The following is a 14,709-nucleotide window of genomic DNA, read 5'->3' as shown; positions in this document are numbered from 1 at the left end:
AATACTTTTCACAAGGGACGCTTCATATTAATGCTTTAATAATGATGCTGGGTCGATATTTTGAATCATCTGCAAACGTTGGTCAGCATAGATATCTGTATAGGGTGCAAGTACTCGCATAAAACGATCAAAATACAGCATTTGCTTAAATAATAAAGCAAAATCACGTGGGAAACGTATACCATGACGCTCCCCGACAGCAACCATATCCATCATGATATCGTTAAGATCAGATGGATTTGAAGTCATGATTTGCTGAGGATCAGCAAGCAATACACCACTAAATAAACGTTCCAAATCGTCTGCTAAAACGTGAGTGTCAATTTGAGTACTGGTCATACCCATTTGCAACATATTTTCAGCCATCAGTTTGTAATCGGTCTTTTGCAATGCATCCATAAATGCCATACATGCTTGCCAAACTTCAGGTTTTAACTGCCCCACAATCCCAAAGTCGATAAAGCCAATTCGTCCATCTTCTAACAACATTAGGTTGCCTGCATGTAAATCTGCATGGAAAGATTGGCACAGCATTAAACTACCAAACCAAGTATTCATTGCTGTAATCAGTACCTGCGAAGGGTCTCTAGCAACTTTTTTGACTACTTCAAAATCTGTCAGTGGTACACCATATAAACGTTGCATTGTAAGAACACGACGAGTAGAAAATTGATGATAAACCTTAGGAGCTATTGCAGCAGTATTTCGAGAGACATTCAAATAATTGACAAAATCATCTAAATTTTTAGCTTCTTCAATAAAATCAACTTCACGAACCATACGTGTTTTGATTTCTTCAACAATGTCAGCCAAAGAAGCAAATTTAACTTTAGGTATGGCTTTTTCCAAAACCTTGGTTGCCCAATGTAGAACGTTTAAATCAGTATAAAGAATGGTTTCTACACCAGGCTTTTGAACTTTGATTACAACATCTTCGCCAGTGACTAAGCGTGCAGCATGCACTTGTGCAATGGATGCTGAGGCTAATGGCTTTTCATCAATAGAAGCAAATATTTCTGACAAATCGCGCCCTGCAAACTCTTGTTGCAACACACCTTGTACATAACTAAATGGTAAATAAGGGGTCTGATCCAAACAGCCTTGAAACTCTTCAACATATTCACGAGGAAATAATGAGGGTGTACTGGCAATAAATTGACCTAATTTAATATACGTTGAACCTAATGATTCAAAGGTTTCACGCATCAACTTGGCATTACTGGGTTTTTCTGTGGCATATTTAATGCCTGCTTTCGCTGCAATTACAGCCGTTTCCCCAACGCGGGCGACTGAACGCAGACCATCGAGAAAGATATTATTTTTCATAATGTCAACATTAAATTGAGTTTGTAGGAGTTTAACAAATTAATCAGCGTTTGCAGTATGGCTAAGCTGACAGTTTGTACAATCTTGATCTTTTTCAAAGGATAAAATTCGTTGTTTCATTGTTAAACCATCCCACAGCAATAATTTTTGCTTGAGCGGTGTCCTTCCCAGACCGAGGTATAAAAGTGCATGATGTGCCTGTAAACTGGCGATGACATTTGGAGTTGTCGCCAATACGCCAGAGTCCGCACAACGTAAGCTTTCATTTTGCTGCTGCCCTTTGGGAAATAGGCACTCATAACAAGCTGAATCCCCTTCAACCATAAACAGCTGACCTTGAAAACCAATTGCGGAAGCACTAATCAAAGGAGTTTGAGCATGAGTACAGGTTTGATTGACAAGATAACGTGTAGCAAAGTTATCACAACCATCAAGCACCAAGTCTTGTTGTGAGATCAGCATTTGTGCATTCTGTTGATCAAGCCGGTTGGTATAATGCTCTACTTGAATAAAGGGATTAATCTGTTGCAATCGTTTGGCTAATATTTCTGCTTTATAGAAACCAATATCTGGCTCGACATAAGCAATCTGTCTTTGTAAGTTACTTATTTCTATAATATCTGCATCAATCAGGCTAATTTTACCTACACCTGCGCGTGCCAATAGCTCAGCGGTGGTACAGCCAATCCCACCGCAGCCTACAATCAGGATATTGGCAAGCTTTAATTTTTCCTGTGCCTCTAAATCCCAACCATCTAATAAAATCTGGCGCGAATAAAGGTGCATTTCAGATTCGTTCAGTTCTAAATCCATATCCATCATGTACTAAAAATAATTCCGCTGTTGCCATCTGCAATATAACATTTTCAAGGTTTATCACGTAGAACATTGTAAAAATGAATCTGAAATAAGTGCTTGAACAATAGTATTTGCTCAATGACCTATCCAAAGTAGAAAGTTGCTAAATTATTTTATTTATCGCAAATATTTTTCAAGTATTATTTCAATATTGAAAATTTATAAATTTCATTCTACATTAGCTTAGAAAAAAATTTCACACTGAGTATGGCTATGGAACTTGACCGTTACGACAAACAAATATTAGAAATATTAACCCATGAAGATATCAACTTAAATGAATTGTCAGAACGCATTAATCTATCTGTGAGTTCAGTACACCGTCGCATCAAGCATTTGATTGAAACAGATATCATGACCAATCTAAAACGTGATATTAACTTCGAAAAATTAGGCTTTAAGCTACATGTGATTTTACAGATTTCACTTAGTAAACACGACACTGATACTTTTGCAAAATTTTTAGAAGAACTGGAAAATATTCCAGAAGTGATTAATGCCTTTTTAGTCACGGGGCAAACTGCAGATTTCTTGGTTGAAGTCATTGCTAAAGATATGGAAAACTACAGTGAAATTTTACTTAAACGTATTGGTAAAATTGATCATGTGGTCGCGCTACACTCAAGCTTTGTGATCAAAGAATATAATCGAGTATTTAACTGTACTGGCTTACTTAATCGTATTTAGTTGCTGATTCAAGTGCTGACGTTCTATAAAACAAATAAGGGATCTCTCCCTCCCTTATTTAGACAAAAATCAATTTTTTTAATTGAAATGATCTTAATTGTTGTTTGTTAATTTAAGTAGAAATGAATCAAACTGCACTTTATCAAGAAACTTTAAATCAATATTGCTACCGTCGATAAAAAAAATTTTTGCTTGATGAATGTTTCCTTGTATCGTCTCAACTTCCATAAACTTGATGTTTGCTGAATTAATGTATTTATCTCTATATTTTACAAACACTTTTTATCCTTAAGAATGAACCAATTTTACTGATCAACCGATCATTTAAAATTAATCAAAAACGAGACACAAGTCAAATATTTTTAAGTAAATGTTAAATATATAAAATAATAAGCTAAATTTATCTGCCTTTAAAAAGACAATTGATCAGTTGTTTAAACGTGATGATTTACTCAGTAAAACGATATTTTAGCTATTTACTGTTCTCATTATTACCATGTCCTTGATCTTTTAAACAACTTCGAACGTGGCGAAAAGCGATTGAGTTTATAGAGTGGTGATAACTCAATTACGGCAGAATTTCACAAATAAAAACCAGCATAAAAAAACGCACTCAAGAGTGCGCTTCTTTTACACAAATTAGAATTAATTTTCTAATTCAGCTAAAACTTCGTCGGTAAACTCAACATTGGTATATACGTTTTGAACATCATCTAAATCTTCAAACATATCAATCATCTTCACGATGAGTTTTGCTTGATCTACATCAGAAATGAGCGCTTTGGTTGATGGACTCATCACCACTTCAGCATTGTCAGATTTCAAGCCTGCTGCAGTTAAAGCATCTTGTACATCACCAAACGTTTCTGGTGTAGTAATTACCAAGATTTCGTCTTCATCGACTTCGATATCTTCAGCACCTGCCTCTAAAGCAATGTCCATGATCTTGTCTTCTAAAGAAACATCTTCAAAAGTAATTTCACCACGCTTGGTAAATAAGTAAGCGACCGAACCTGCTGTACCCAAGTTACCGTTGGTTTTAGAGAAACAATGACGAACGTCTGGTACTGTACGATTGAGGTTATCAGTCATCGTTTCAACAATAACTGCTACACCACCAACACCATAACCTTCATAAGTGACTTCTTTTAAATCATCATTATCTTCACCACCAGCACCACGCTGAATAGCACGATTAATGGTATCGCGTGTCATATTCACTGAAAGTGCTTTTTCAACAACAGCACGTAGACGAGGGTTACTTCCCACATCAGGACCGCCAAGTCTTGCTGCTGTGGTTAATTCACGAATATATTTGGTAAATACTTTACCGCGACTTGCATCTTGTTTTGCTTTACGATGCTTAATATTGGCCCACTTGGAATGACCCGCCATGCGAAATATGCTCCTGTAGATTGGCCTTATGCCATATCAAATTGCAGCAATTCTACCATAAGCACTTTTTTATGAGAAAGTGCTTATTTTTTAGTTTTGATGCAAATTAAGAGTTTTTTGGCTCAGGAATTACAATATCCAATCCTGTGTGCTCTTTATATAACCGTTTAATTTCTGCGAGATCCTGATCTAAATCATTTGGATAAATTTTTCCAAAAATTCCACCTTGCTTGGTTTTTGAGTTGGCATACATTAAAACAATCGGCACACCTGCAGCTTTGGCTATATGCCAAAAACCTGTACGAATCGGTTTACGTGCTTCTCCGCGTTCAGCACGAGTAGCTTCAGGTGCGATCACCAAATTGAATTCATCCTGACTTTGAAACAATTCAACCATTTGTGAAACAATATCTTTATTTGATTTACGGTCAACAGGAATCCCACCAATTTTTTCTAAAATTGGTTTCATGGGTCCTTTAAATAATTCTTTCTTGATTAAAGTATGAATTCTAATGTTATGAATTTGAAATATAGCAAGTGAAAGCACAGCATCCATCATAGACGTATGCTCAAAGCCAATAATCACTTGTTTTTTTTCAAGTACACTTTGATCCACGTCATAAGACCAACCCGAGAGCTTAAAGGTAAGTTCTCCCAAAAACTTTTTCATATAACATGTATGCCTTAAAAATTTGATTTGAGGATTGTCTGAGCAAAAGCAAAAAAAAACAATCACTATTACGCTTATTTTTCTACACTTGTATATTTTATCTTAGAATAATCGTCTTTTCTTAAAGCAACCAAAACATCAATGGATTTATTTATACAAATTTGAAAAGTATCAGACTTATATCCTGATCATAAGCCGATACACGACATCACAACGCAATAAATTTAAAAATGCAGTAGATTTTAAATAAATATAAACCATTGATCGACCTAAAAAATGTCAAATAAAACTGATCGCTTATAAAATATAAATCTAAAGTTTAAAAACAAACACCGTTATATTCCATGTTCATCTCCTTATTCTTCATAATACATTATTCTACATCCTAATCGTTTTCAAATAGAGAAATGAGTATCAATTATAAAATAAATCATGACATATCAGCATTTTTTTTGCTTTTTAAGGAACGCTTATATTTAATCCCCCCTTTGTATTTTAGTATTTTTGAATATTGCATTAACTCACTCAATTAATTATAAAATTCACCTAAAAAATAATATAACTTAAAAATTAATTTAGCGATACTAATTTGTTTTATGCTTTTTTAACACAATCAAAAAATAATTCAATTTATCAAAAAGTAAAACTATGTCACTATTTTGCAATATTTTATTTGTATAAAAAATAAACTAAAAAAAATAATTTTTTTAAATAAATTTCTGATTTTTATTTAGATATAATATTAATACTTTATTTTTCATTACTTTTTTAGTCTTAATTGCACTTTTAAATTAGAGTTTTTACTCTACTTGTTGATTATTTTGTGTAATTTTAAATAACTCATTGTCAAGAAGACAATGATGATCTTTAAAAGGATGAATCTAATGAAAACAAAAAAGATGTTTCAAAAAGCCATCGTTACAACTTCTCTATTGTGTCTTGCAGGGGTTAGCCAAGCTGAAGATTTTAAACGCTTTTCAGTTTCTACAGGCTGGCTACATATGACGTCTATGGGAAAAGCGCAGCCATTTAGAATCAATACTTCGGTTGGTGCGAATACAAAAGCAGCGGTGGGTGTAATTTCAGGGCAAACAATTTTGGATAATGTGGATCAATCTCGTATTGATGCGATGGACCCAACACTCATCGAGTTACTTAATACGCCCAGTAATACAGAAGGTCGATATTTATTTGATGATTTACTCGAAGTTATCATGGCTGAGGACCCCACTTTGATTGATCAATTAACAGGAATTGCTGAAATCAATGGCATTGCCAATTGGACATCAAATGCAGGTTTAGAAGTTGAAGATGTTGATACACTCGGTTTGATGTTTACCTATAATGTTACAGACAATGTTGCTGTTCAGCTGATTGGCGGTGTCCCACCTAAAGTTGATTTAAAAGGCAAAGGTGCTGTTTATGCACCCTTCACCGCAACATCTCAACCTCTTCAAGGCTTGGTTGGCGATCTATACTTAAAGAACAATCTTTTGATTACAGATTTAGATCGCTACAACAATGCTGCTTCTGCCAGAGCCTGGACACCCGCAATTCAAGCACAGTATTATTTTGGAAAATCTGGTGTCAATAAATTTAGACCATTTGTTGGCGCAGGTGTTATGTATGCCTATTTCAATGATATTAAAATCAATTCAGGAATTAAAAATGATTTGGTCAATGCGGGGCATATGATCCAAAATATTCATGATGGTCAGGCAGGTGCTTCACTTGAAGGCAAACCATCAAGTGGCAATATGAAAGTTAAGGTCGATGCTACAGATGCACTTGCACCTATCGTCACGGCTGGATTTACCTATGACTTTAAACCAAACTGGTTTGCTACGGCATCTATTTCATATGCTAAATTAGATAATACAGCGACAATCAGTGTGGTGAATACCAATAACAATGCAAAATTAATCCAAGCGAAAACTAAAATCGAGATTGATCCACTGATCTCATACGTTGGTGTTGGTTATCGTTTCTAATTTTTAACCTATAAAGCAATAAAGATTGAAGTCATTTTTTATATTCGATAAAGGAATGACTTCAATTAGGATTTAAAAAATTGGAGTCGAAAATGAATTTGCATTTATTCGCTAAAAACCTGTAGGTCAAACGCATTCGCTATCGTATTTCATCTTCATACAGCGTAAATAAAGCAAAATTGCGCATAACAAATAGTTTTTTGGTTTTATTAAAATACTTGAATAGTAAAATTAAATAGAACAACAAAAAACAAGATAATAGGTGAAATTCGGCTTAAACAAAACTATTTAAATCAATAAAACTCGACTACTTATCAAGCAAATAAAAATATTAAGAACAATCATTTTTCTAAATTTGTTGCAATTTCGTGACAATACTCTCATTATATGCAAAATTTTTAAACAGATATTGATCATTAAAAATTTTAACTATACCTAACTAAACTTTGGAAAAAAGATGAAAAAATTACTTTTAGTATCAATTTTGGGTGCTCTATCAGTAACTAGCCATGCAGCGAATACTGAAATTCAACCTTATGTGGGTGCAGGTTATACATATTTAGATAATGATGTTGATATTCACTTTTTGGGACTTAATGCTGGTGTTCAATTCAACCAATATATTGGTGCTGAAGCATTTTGGAACAAATCAGTAAATGACATCAAATTTGATGAAGACTTTGAAGAGCTAGGCGTAAGAACTGATGCAGATGTTCAATATTATGGTGTTGCTTTAACGGGTAAATATCCTTTAGAAAACAATTTTTATGCTAAAGGTATGATTGGATATACACGTGTTGATCTTGATGTAGATGCTCAATTTTTAGGTTATAAAGTATCTGAAAGTGAAGATGATTCAGGTGTGATTATTCAAGCTGGTGGCGGTTATAACTTTACCAAGAATATTGCAGCTGAATTAGCATACACATACATTAGCGCTTTTGATGGCTTTAATGGTGTGAATCTTCAATTAAAATATAACTTCTAAGTTAACAATAAGAAAGAAGGATAAATATCCTTCTTTCTTAAATCACAAAGTAAAATAAAAACGATATACATCATTCATCATACTGATCGTTTGATATGAGTTAGCGATTCAAAACACCAATAATTACTTAAATAAAATTTTTTAGGTAAATTTCGCTCAGTCAATTTATTTTATTCATCTTATAAATAATGACGAATTTAAAAGTAGCGATAGCAAGCATAATAGACATGCTGCTTCAGTATCAAATCTAAACTCGTGTTTTATAAAAAACTTAGATATTGCACAAGATTTAAAACACACCATAATTTTACTTGATCAACAATCCCCGTAATAATAAATCTAAAGCTGCTCGTGCATGTATTAATCTTTGTACATTATCTCCCCCTTCAGCAATCCAAAATGCAGCTTCTGTTAGACTGCCATAAATTAAAGAAGCAATTGCTTGTGGGGCAACAGGTTCAATCACATTCTCTTGGAGAAGCTTTTTAATGAGTTTTTGCATCGAATCAATACAGTCTTTTTGTGACTCCAATGAGCTTCCTCCTAAAACAGCGCGGGCATCACGAAGAACAATACGTTGGAACTCTGGCTCTAAAGCCATATCTAAATAACGATGACAACGTTGACTAAAACCAAGCCAAGTATTTTCAGCATGATCAGAAATAAACTGTAGCTGATGATCCATCTCACTATCAATTTGCTTCACAACCGCTGCTAATAGTCCTTTCTTATCACCGAAATGATGATAGAGCGCTCCACGGGTAAAGCCTGCTTGAGCAGTCAGGTCATCCATTGAGGTCTCTGCATACCCCTTTTCACTAAATACTATACGTGCCATTGCGATCAAAGCTGCACGGGTTTCTTCCATTTCAGCACGGGTGCGACGAACCATCAAAAAACTCCTTACATACATTTCGTATGAATATTTACATACACTGCGTATGAATGTATGCTTTATTCATACGCAGCGTATGTATTTTACAAAATCCTTGTATCTTTACAAGAAATCATTTTTAGGAAGACCGAATGATTGATGCATATCGAGAATTATTTTTAAAACCCCATACGACCACATTCACGATGGCTGGTTTAATTGCCCGTATTGCTTTGCCGATGAGCAGTATTGGAATCATCCTTATGATTTCACAGTTGTATGATAGTTATGCCCTTGCAGGTTTAGTGTCGGCTACATTTGTCCTAACTTATGCGCTTATTTCCCCACAAGTATCAAGGCTTGTTGATCGCTATGGACAAAGAGATATACTTCCAATCGTAACGATCATCTGCACAGTTGGCTTTGTTATCTTAATTTATAGTGCTTGGAACCAAACTGGCAATTGGTGCTTATTTATTGGAGCATTTTTAGCAGGTTTTATGCCAAGCATATCGGCAATGGTGAGAGCCCGTTGGACAGAACTTTATCGTGATCACCCCAGATTACAGTCGGCTTATTCCTTAGAAACAGTACTTGATGAAGTGTCATTTATTATTGGACCTCCCTTATCTGTAGGCTTATCTATCATTTTATTCCCTCAAGCCAGCTTAATCGTTGCAATCTTATTACTGATTATTGGTGTTATTATATTGATTCTTCAACGTGCAACCGAACCCCAATTGGACGATTTAAATACCCATCTGCCGAATTCTGGGTCGATTATCCAACTTGCAAATATACGTTTACTGACTTTACTTATGCTGAGCATGGGCGTTATTGTCGGTACAGTGGATATCGTGAGTGTCGCCTTTGCTGAAGCAGTTTCTCAACCCGCTGCTGCGAGTCTAGTGCTCTCTGCTTATGCTCTAGGATCATGTATATCGGGTCTGTGGTTTGGTGCACTTAAGCTATCAATGCCCTTACATCGACTTTTATTACGTGTCGGTATAGCTACAGCCATCGCAACCATTCCCTTAGCTTGGATTAACAGTATCGCTATCCTGACTTGTGTTGTATTTGTGGCTGGAATATTTTTTGCACCGACGATGATCGTGGCAATGTCACTGGTTGAACGTCTTGTCCCGAAACACCGCTTAACTGAAGCAATGACATGGTTATTGGCTGGTTTAAATATTGGTGTAGCACTAGGCGCAGCAAGTGCAGGGCAAATGCTTGATCGCTATGGTTTAGAATATGGATTCTTGATCGCCTTGAGTGCGGGTGCAATCGTATTCATCCTTGCACTATTTGGAAATTATCGTTTAAGACATCATGAATAATCGTCAGCTTAAAATCATTCAAAATAGCTTGTTCACAACTCATTAAAATAGGTCATCAGACGTGAATCATATTGATTTCAAAAATTCATTGTTCCTTAGGGCGATAGTTAAGATAAAGCTTTTTTGCATTGAATGATGGTTTTTTAAAGCGCTTTTCGACAGCTAATATTCCATTTTACAAAAACTGGTGAACTTCAAAATCATTTAAGTTGAAGTTCATTTCACAGTATTGCTATTTAAAAAATCTATAGATTCAGATATCTAAAACAAACCACGCTCAAGTTTTTCTTGATCATTTTTTTACTTTTAAGCAATCTGTCGCCTGATTCAACTTAAACAACTCATAGATCAGTTCATTTTTTTCTGGCATTGTAAAATCAATTTCAACTTTTTCTGAAGAATCAAACTGATGGTAACTTATTGTAAATTTTTTAGAATGGATTAACTCTCCCATCAGTCCACAGGATTCCTGCGGACCCATCGCAACAAATAAAATTTGTATTGCTTTTAATCCCTCATCCGCAAAGTCTGTTGATTGCAGTTTCTGATTGATACCACTATCCATGGTGATATATATCGGCTTATTAGAATCAATGAATCGAGCAGTTTTACTTACTCCTGAATCAGCAGTCAAAGCGACAGAAAGAGTTAAAATACTGCTTTTTCAGGATAACCCAGTGCTTTCGCAAAATTACCTTCTTTTTGGTATAGCCGAATTGCCTCATGACCAGAGTCACTGTAAAGCCTCAAACTATCAATCGCTTTAAAGTTATCCGAGATAATTTGCTTCTGCCAATCATTTGCATAACAAAAAGTTATTGCCATTGAAAGTTGGAGAAAACAAACTAATTTAACAAGTGTGGTTATTTTTGTTGGCATCATTTAATGCAAGTACTCTTTTCTAGATTTGGAAATGATCAGCTAAACTCAAGGTCTACTTATTGATTTAAATGTGTGATTCATAGAGATCGTTTCAATTTAGTATTAGTTATCTATAGTTCTCTAAAATCCTTGACAAGGTTTTATTCAATTCTTGAAAGTATGACTTATATTACAAACTATATACTTAATCTAAATTCTTCAATATCTCAACTGACTTACCAAGCCCCCATTCATTTCTCATGTCTATTATATTAGAATTTAATTATAATACTCTCATTCTTACAATTTACCCTGTAAAAAACGACATCAAAAATTAGAATATTAATTACATATAACTGATATTGGCTAAATTTAACCAATATCAGTGTTTAATATGAAATATCTTAGCTATAAATTATTTAGTAGGTAATTGCTCAATCATATAATTTACAAAACCATCTATATCTTCTTTTTCATTTTCGGGTGAACCCTTGCCAGATAAATCTCTAACAATTTTCCCGATACTTCCATTTTTCCCTAAAGATATTCTTTCAGAAGATTCATAGGTCGCTAATGGTTTATTGTTAAACGTTATAGTTGAAGTATATTGCAAAGTACTATGTGCATACTTTCCTACGACTTTTGAACTTAGAAAGCTTAAATCCTCTCCAGAAAAAACCCTTTTTTGTTTTATATCAAAAGACACTGATATCGGTTGTGTAGTTTCTTGATCCGCTAATAATCCTTTTAACCTCAATTCTTCATTTAATTTTTGAATGTAACGTTCTTTAATTTGATCTTGAGAATAAAATGTGGGTGCATCAAGTTTACTTGACAAGGTTAAGTTAACTTCACCTACTATATATTTCTTAGGCTGTATATTCTCTACAGTTTCTGAACTTTTATAGGGCTTATAAAATTGAGTGGGTTTTGCATAAACAGAAAAAGAACAAGTTCCAATTAATGCAAAAACAAAAAAAACATTTATTTTCATGTATATAAAATCAAGTATAGTTAAAACTTATAAAAAAGACTAAATACTATATTAATTACAGTAACTTATCTAATTTTTTGATTAAATTGAAAAACTGTTCACATAGTAGTTTGATTCAAGCAAAAAAACTTATTTGTTAAGTGTTTTACCTGCATCTAAACGTTTTTTACGCCATTTCCTGTCACTATTATGTGAACAGTTTTAGCCTCTGTTGAACTTGTTTTGGCAATCGAACATTTTGTATCTTTAGGAGAACGGCATATTTATTTTCTCTGTAAATTGTTAATAACTAAGATTATATTATTTAAAGTTAATTTTATACAATAGCTAAGCATATATTTTATAAAGAAATTTCCGGCCTAGTTTTAATTATTGAACACTGTTACTGATTTTATTCGGAATTCGATTATAAAAGAGTAAAGATTTCAGCAACCTCTAACCTCATGCCAATCTAGCTTTTCCAAATTACCTATCACATACTTTGTCTTTATTGAATGACTTTAACAAAACTACCCACGACATAATTAGAAATCTCCTATGCAGATAGGAGAAAAAGGTCAAACATCAGAATGTCCAAATTCCCCCAAGCCTTTTCGTTTTCCACAGGCTTTACGCCTCGATGGTCTAGATCATAGAAGATTCATCTTCATCGTAGATCGAGTGGAAAGCCGACGTGCTAGAAAACGTTAAGTGGGCAGATAGATTTACATGTGGGATATAGACCAACGGACTATCGAACGAATGGACCTCAAAATAGACCAAAAATCCGATGGTCTAAAAACAACAGGCAATAAAAAACCCCATAAATCAATGATCTACAAGGTTTAATATGGTGGGCCCGCCCAGACTTGAACTGGGGACCAACGGATTATGAGTCCGCTGCTCTAACCAACTGAGCTACAGGCCCTATAAATACTGACGATAGAGTATTTTCGAGAAAGAATACTAGCGAAAATAAAATTGAATTACAAGAACTTTAACAACAACTTAGATTTAATGCATGTTTTTTGAACATTAGAGAGCGAATTCAACGAATTATGACAAAGCAACTGTACTTTGCAATATCGATTACACCAAAATGACTAGTGATGATTTTTATGTTTATCTAAATAAACTTCTAACCCGCTCCATAAACAAATCAGCATAAGGACAAAGATCATCACAATAAAAAAGATCATCAACACACTGCAATCCTTTTGCGTATTGTTAAAATTTTAAGCTCGTTGCTTAACCAAGACTAAAGTCTAAAACATTCAATATCGATAGTGAATATAAGGTCGGTTATTTTTAAAACAAAATAAATCTTATGCTATTGTTTTTAATTATTAATTTTGGTTTTCTTCATTTAATCACGAAGATAAGACACAAATTTATTCACCCTACTGACTTTTTAAACTTTGGAATTATTACTGTAATAGTGGCACTTCTATTCAAAAACATATACGATAATGATAATTGTTATTACTTGAGCAATATGAATCATGGCTTTGAATGCACATCGTACTTTTATTCAAGTGAAGGAAAAAATATATTTAGGTCCCAACTATATTCGTATCATTTTTGACTGTGTAGATACGGATAAATACAAACATACAAGTATTGGCGATAACAATAAAGTCTTTATTCCAAGACCTGACCAAAGTGAAATAGAGCTTCCAGATTTTGATTTTGATCAACGTAAATGGATCGTCGACAATCCTACCCTTATGCCAGAAATTCGCACATATACCCATCGTGATATTGATCTAATCAATAAAACTTTAACCATTGAGTTCGCAATGCATGGTACAGATACGGTTGCTTGTCATTGGGCTGATCGTGCGCAACGAGGTGATCAAATTGGTGTCACCATGTCTACTGCGACACGAGACTTGATTCCCACTGGGCTTCAACATTATCTGATTATTACGGATAGTACAGGTTTAGCCGTTACACAAGCAATTTTAAAAACATTACCTACAAGTAGCAAAGCTTATGTGATTGCAGAAGTGCCTACTATCGCAGATCGAATCGAATTAAAAACACAAGCTGATTTAGAACAAATATGGTTATATAACCCTACGCCCTTGAAGCAAAGCTTATTGGCAGATGAGTTAGCGAAACATCCAGAGCTGATCAATCTACCGCCGAGTCGTTATGCACACATCACTGCTGAATTACAAGCTGTACGTGCTTGTCGGAATATTCTCAGGAAACAAAGTGACTGGGGGAAAGAAGATTGTTATGCGTGCTCATATTGGCAAATTGGTAAAGCAGACAGTGAGCGATTATCTAAAGTTGTTGATGATTAAAATAATGTTGTGAGTCCAATATCTCAATTGATTTATTACAGTGCAACTGATTGAAGTTCAAACAAAAGTCTCTATGCTCGTTCTCTGTGTAGAGACTTTAATCATTCAGTGTAAATTAAAATATCGGTGAATAGGCATCTGGCATAAATCAAAAATGAGACTGGGTTGTGATTGTGAATCATTTCAACATTGCAAGTGATTTCCTCGTTCAGAAAAAGTACAAATTAATCATTATTTCATATTTAATGATAGAGCCAATTTATTAAAAACTCATACCGTAAAATATGACTTACCTTGATCAATAAAAGCAATGTAATGAAAATCTTGTTGAATAACAAAAATCTTTCGTTGAGCGAGCAGGCTTATAAAAAAACTCCGACCTAATAAAATAAAAAGTATCACAATCAATCTTCCAATTACGCTTTTAATATGTT

General features: G+C 34.2%; 13 protein-coding genes and 1 tRNA gene. 5 read left to right on the top strand and 9 right to left on the bottom strand.

Features of this window, described 5'->3' with window-relative positions; translation table 11 throughout:
• Positions 1 to 27 precede the first annotated feature (27 nt).
• Positions 28 to 1,326, bottom strand: coding sequence for an ABC1 kinase family protein (locus tag AC1Z3T_RS12820; protein ID WP_100885038.1), 1,299 nt, complete (start codon positions 1,324 to 1,326; stop codon positions 28 to 30).
• 39 nt (positions 1,327 to 1,365) lie between these two features.
• The gene (locus AC1Z3T_RS12815) at positions 1,366 to 2,148 is read right to left on the bottom strand and encodes a HesA/MoeB/ThiF family protein (RefSeq protein WP_100885037.1); all 783 of its coding nucleotides are present in this window, start codon (positions 2,146 to 2,148) and stop codon (positions 1,366 to 1,368) included.
• A gap of 249 nt (positions 2,149 to 2,397) precedes the next feature.
• On the opposite strand from AC1Z3T_RS12815, the gene AC1Z3T_RS12810 reads away from it, so the two are divergent.
• Positions 2,398 to 2,871: an Lrp/AsnC family transcriptional regulator gene (locus AC1Z3T_RS12810; protein ID WP_004831109.1), complete on the top strand. Its 474-nt coding sequence runs from the start codon at positions 2,398 to 2,400 to the stop codon at positions 2,869 to 2,871.
• Between the two features lie 645 nt (positions 2,872 to 3,516).
• On the opposite strand, the gene AC1Z3T_RS12805 is transcribed toward AC1Z3T_RS12810, so the two are convergent.
• Together AC1Z3T_RS12805 and AC1Z3T_RS12800 are read right to left on the bottom strand one after the other, a co-directional pair.
• On the bottom strand, positions 3,517 to 4,266 hold the full coding sequence (locus AC1Z3T_RS12805; RefSeq protein WP_004831110.1) for a YebC/PmpR family DNA-binding transcriptional regulator: 750 nt from the start codon (positions 4,264 to 4,266) through the stop codon (positions 3,517 to 3,519).
• 106 nt (positions 4,267 to 4,372) lie between these two features.
• Positions 4,373 to 4,936 carry a 1-acyl-sn-glycerol-3-phosphate acyltransferase gene (locus AC1Z3T_RS12800; RefSeq protein ID WP_100885036.1) on the bottom strand — a complete coding sequence of 188 codons (564 nt, stop codon included), beginning with the start codon at positions 4,934 to 4,936 and terminating at the stop codon, positions 4,373 to 4,375.
• An 884-nt stretch (positions 4,937 to 5,820) separates the two neighbouring features.
• Between AC1Z3T_RS12800 and AC1Z3T_RS12795 the strand changes: the two genes are divergently transcribed.
• Positions 5,821 to 6,927, top strand: a complete 1,107-nt coding sequence (locus AC1Z3T_RS12795; protein ID WP_100885035.1) for an OmpW/AlkL family protein — start codon at positions 5,821 to 5,823, stop codon at positions 6,925 to 6,927.
• A gap of 457 nt (positions 6,928 to 7,384) precedes the next feature.
• Positions 7,385 to 7,915, top strand: coding sequence for a porin family protein (locus AC1Z3T_RS12790; protein ID WP_004831114.1), 531 nt, complete (start codon positions 7,385 to 7,387; stop codon positions 7,913 to 7,915).
• A gap of 307 nt (positions 7,916 to 8,222) precedes the next feature.
• On the opposite strand, the gene AC1Z3T_RS12785 is transcribed toward AC1Z3T_RS12790, so the two are convergent.
• Positions 8,223 to 8,807 carry a TetR/AcrR family transcriptional regulator gene (locus tag AC1Z3T_RS12785; protein WP_100885034.1) on the bottom strand — a complete coding sequence of 195 codons (585 nt, stop codon included), beginning with the start codon at positions 8,805 to 8,807 and terminating at the stop codon, positions 8,223 to 8,225.
• Between the two features lie 134 nt (positions 8,808 to 8,941).
• Between AC1Z3T_RS12785 and AC1Z3T_RS12780 the strand changes: the two genes are divergently transcribed.
• Entirely contained in the window at positions 8,942 to 10,129 is a 1,188-nt protein-coding gene (locus tag AC1Z3T_RS12780; RefSeq protein WP_100885033.1) for an MFS transporter, read from the top strand.
• Positions 10,130 to 10,421: 292 nt separating this feature from the next.
• On the opposite strand, the gene AC1Z3T_RS12775 is transcribed toward AC1Z3T_RS12780, so the two are convergent.
• The 4 genes from AC1Z3T_RS12775 to AC1Z3T_RS12760 all read right to left on the bottom strand — a co-directional run bounded on the left by AC1Z3T_RS12775 (position 10,422) and on the right by AC1Z3T_RS12760 (position 12,891).
• The gene (locus tag AC1Z3T_RS12775) at positions 10,422 to 10,763 is read right to left on the bottom strand and encodes a hypothetical protein (RefSeq protein WP_228153693.1); all 342 of its coding nucleotides are present in this window, start codon (positions 10,761 to 10,763) and stop codon (positions 10,422 to 10,424) included.
• A 14-nt stretch (positions 10,764 to 10,777) separates the two neighbouring features.
• Positions 10,778 to 11,011, bottom strand: coding sequence for a hypothetical protein (locus AC1Z3T_RS12770; RefSeq protein WP_228153692.1), 234 nt, complete (start codon positions 11,009 to 11,011; stop codon positions 10,778 to 10,780).
• A 394-nt stretch (positions 11,012 to 11,405) separates the two neighbouring features.
• Complete coding sequence (locus AC1Z3T_RS12765; protein ID WP_100885032.1) at positions 11,406 to 11,984, bottom strand: hypothetical protein; 579 nt, start codon at positions 11,982 to 11,984, stop codon at positions 11,406 to 11,408.
• Positions 11,985 to 12,814: 830 nt separating this feature from the next.
• Positions 12,815 to 12,891: transfer RNA gene (locus AC1Z3T_RS12760), tRNA-Ile, on the bottom strand.
• Positions 12,892 to 13,465: 574 nt separating this feature from the next.
• On the opposite strand from AC1Z3T_RS12760, the gene AC1Z3T_RS12755 reads away from it, so the two are divergent.
• Positions 13,466 to 14,275: a siderophore-interacting protein gene (locus AC1Z3T_RS12755; RefSeq protein ID WP_100885031.1), complete on the top strand. Its 810-nt coding sequence runs from the start codon at positions 13,466 to 13,468 to the stop codon at positions 14,273 to 14,275.
• The last annotated feature ends 434 nt before the right edge of the window (positions 14,276 to 14,709 follow it).

Source organism: Acinetobacter sp. B-6 (assembly GCF_056930735.1).
The sequence above is the reverse complement of the archived record's forward strand: the minus strand, read 5'-3'. Positions and strand labels throughout refer to the sequence as shown.

Bases quoted from the DNA above. Each gene is read 5' to 3' on its own strand.
- AC1Z3T_RS12820 (WP_100885038.1), bottom strand. From the start codon at position 1,326: ATGAAAAATAATATCTTTCTCGATGGTCTGCGTTCAGTCGCCCGCGTT.
- AC1Z3T_RS12815 (WP_100885037.1), bottom strand. From the start codon at position 2,148: ATGATGGATATGGATTTAGAACTGAACGAATCTGAAATGCACCTTTAT.
- AC1Z3T_RS12810 (WP_004831109.1), top strand. From the start codon at position 2,398: ATGGAACTTGACCGTTACGACAAACAAATATTAGAAATATTAACCCAT.
- AC1Z3T_RS12805 (WP_004831110.1), bottom strand. From the start codon at position 4,266: ATGGCGGGTCATTCCAAGTGGGCCAATATTAAGCATCGTAAAGCAAAA.
- AC1Z3T_RS12800 (WP_100885036.1), bottom strand. From the start codon at position 4,936: ATGAAAAAGTTTTTGGGAGAACTTACCTTTAAGCTCTCGGGTTGGTCT.
- AC1Z3T_RS12795 (WP_100885035.1), top strand. From the start codon at position 5,821: ATGAAAACAAAAAAGATGTTTCAAAAAGCCATCGTTACAACTTCTCTA.
- AC1Z3T_RS12790 (WP_004831114.1), top strand. From the start codon at position 7,385: ATGAAAAAATTACTTTTAGTATCAATTTTGGGTGCTCTATCAGTAACT.
- AC1Z3T_RS12785 (WP_100885034.1), bottom strand. From the start codon at position 8,807: ATGGTTCGTCGCACCCGTGCTGAAATGGAAGAAACCCGTGCAGCTTTG.
- AC1Z3T_RS12780 (WP_100885033.1), top strand. From the start codon at position 8,942: ATGATTGATGCATATCGAGAATTATTTTTAAAACCCCATACGACCACA.
- AC1Z3T_RS12770 (WP_228153692.1), bottom strand. From the start codon at position 11,011: ATGATGCCAACAAAAATAACCACACTTGTTAAATTAGTTTGTTTTCTC.
- AC1Z3T_RS12765 (WP_100885032.1), bottom strand. From the start codon at position 11,984: ATGAAAATAAATGTTTTTTTTGTTTTTGCATTAATTGGAACTTGTTCT.
- AC1Z3T_RS12755 (WP_100885031.1), top strand. From the start codon at position 13,466: ATGGCTTTGAATGCACATCGTACTTTTATTCAAGTGAAGGAAAAAATA.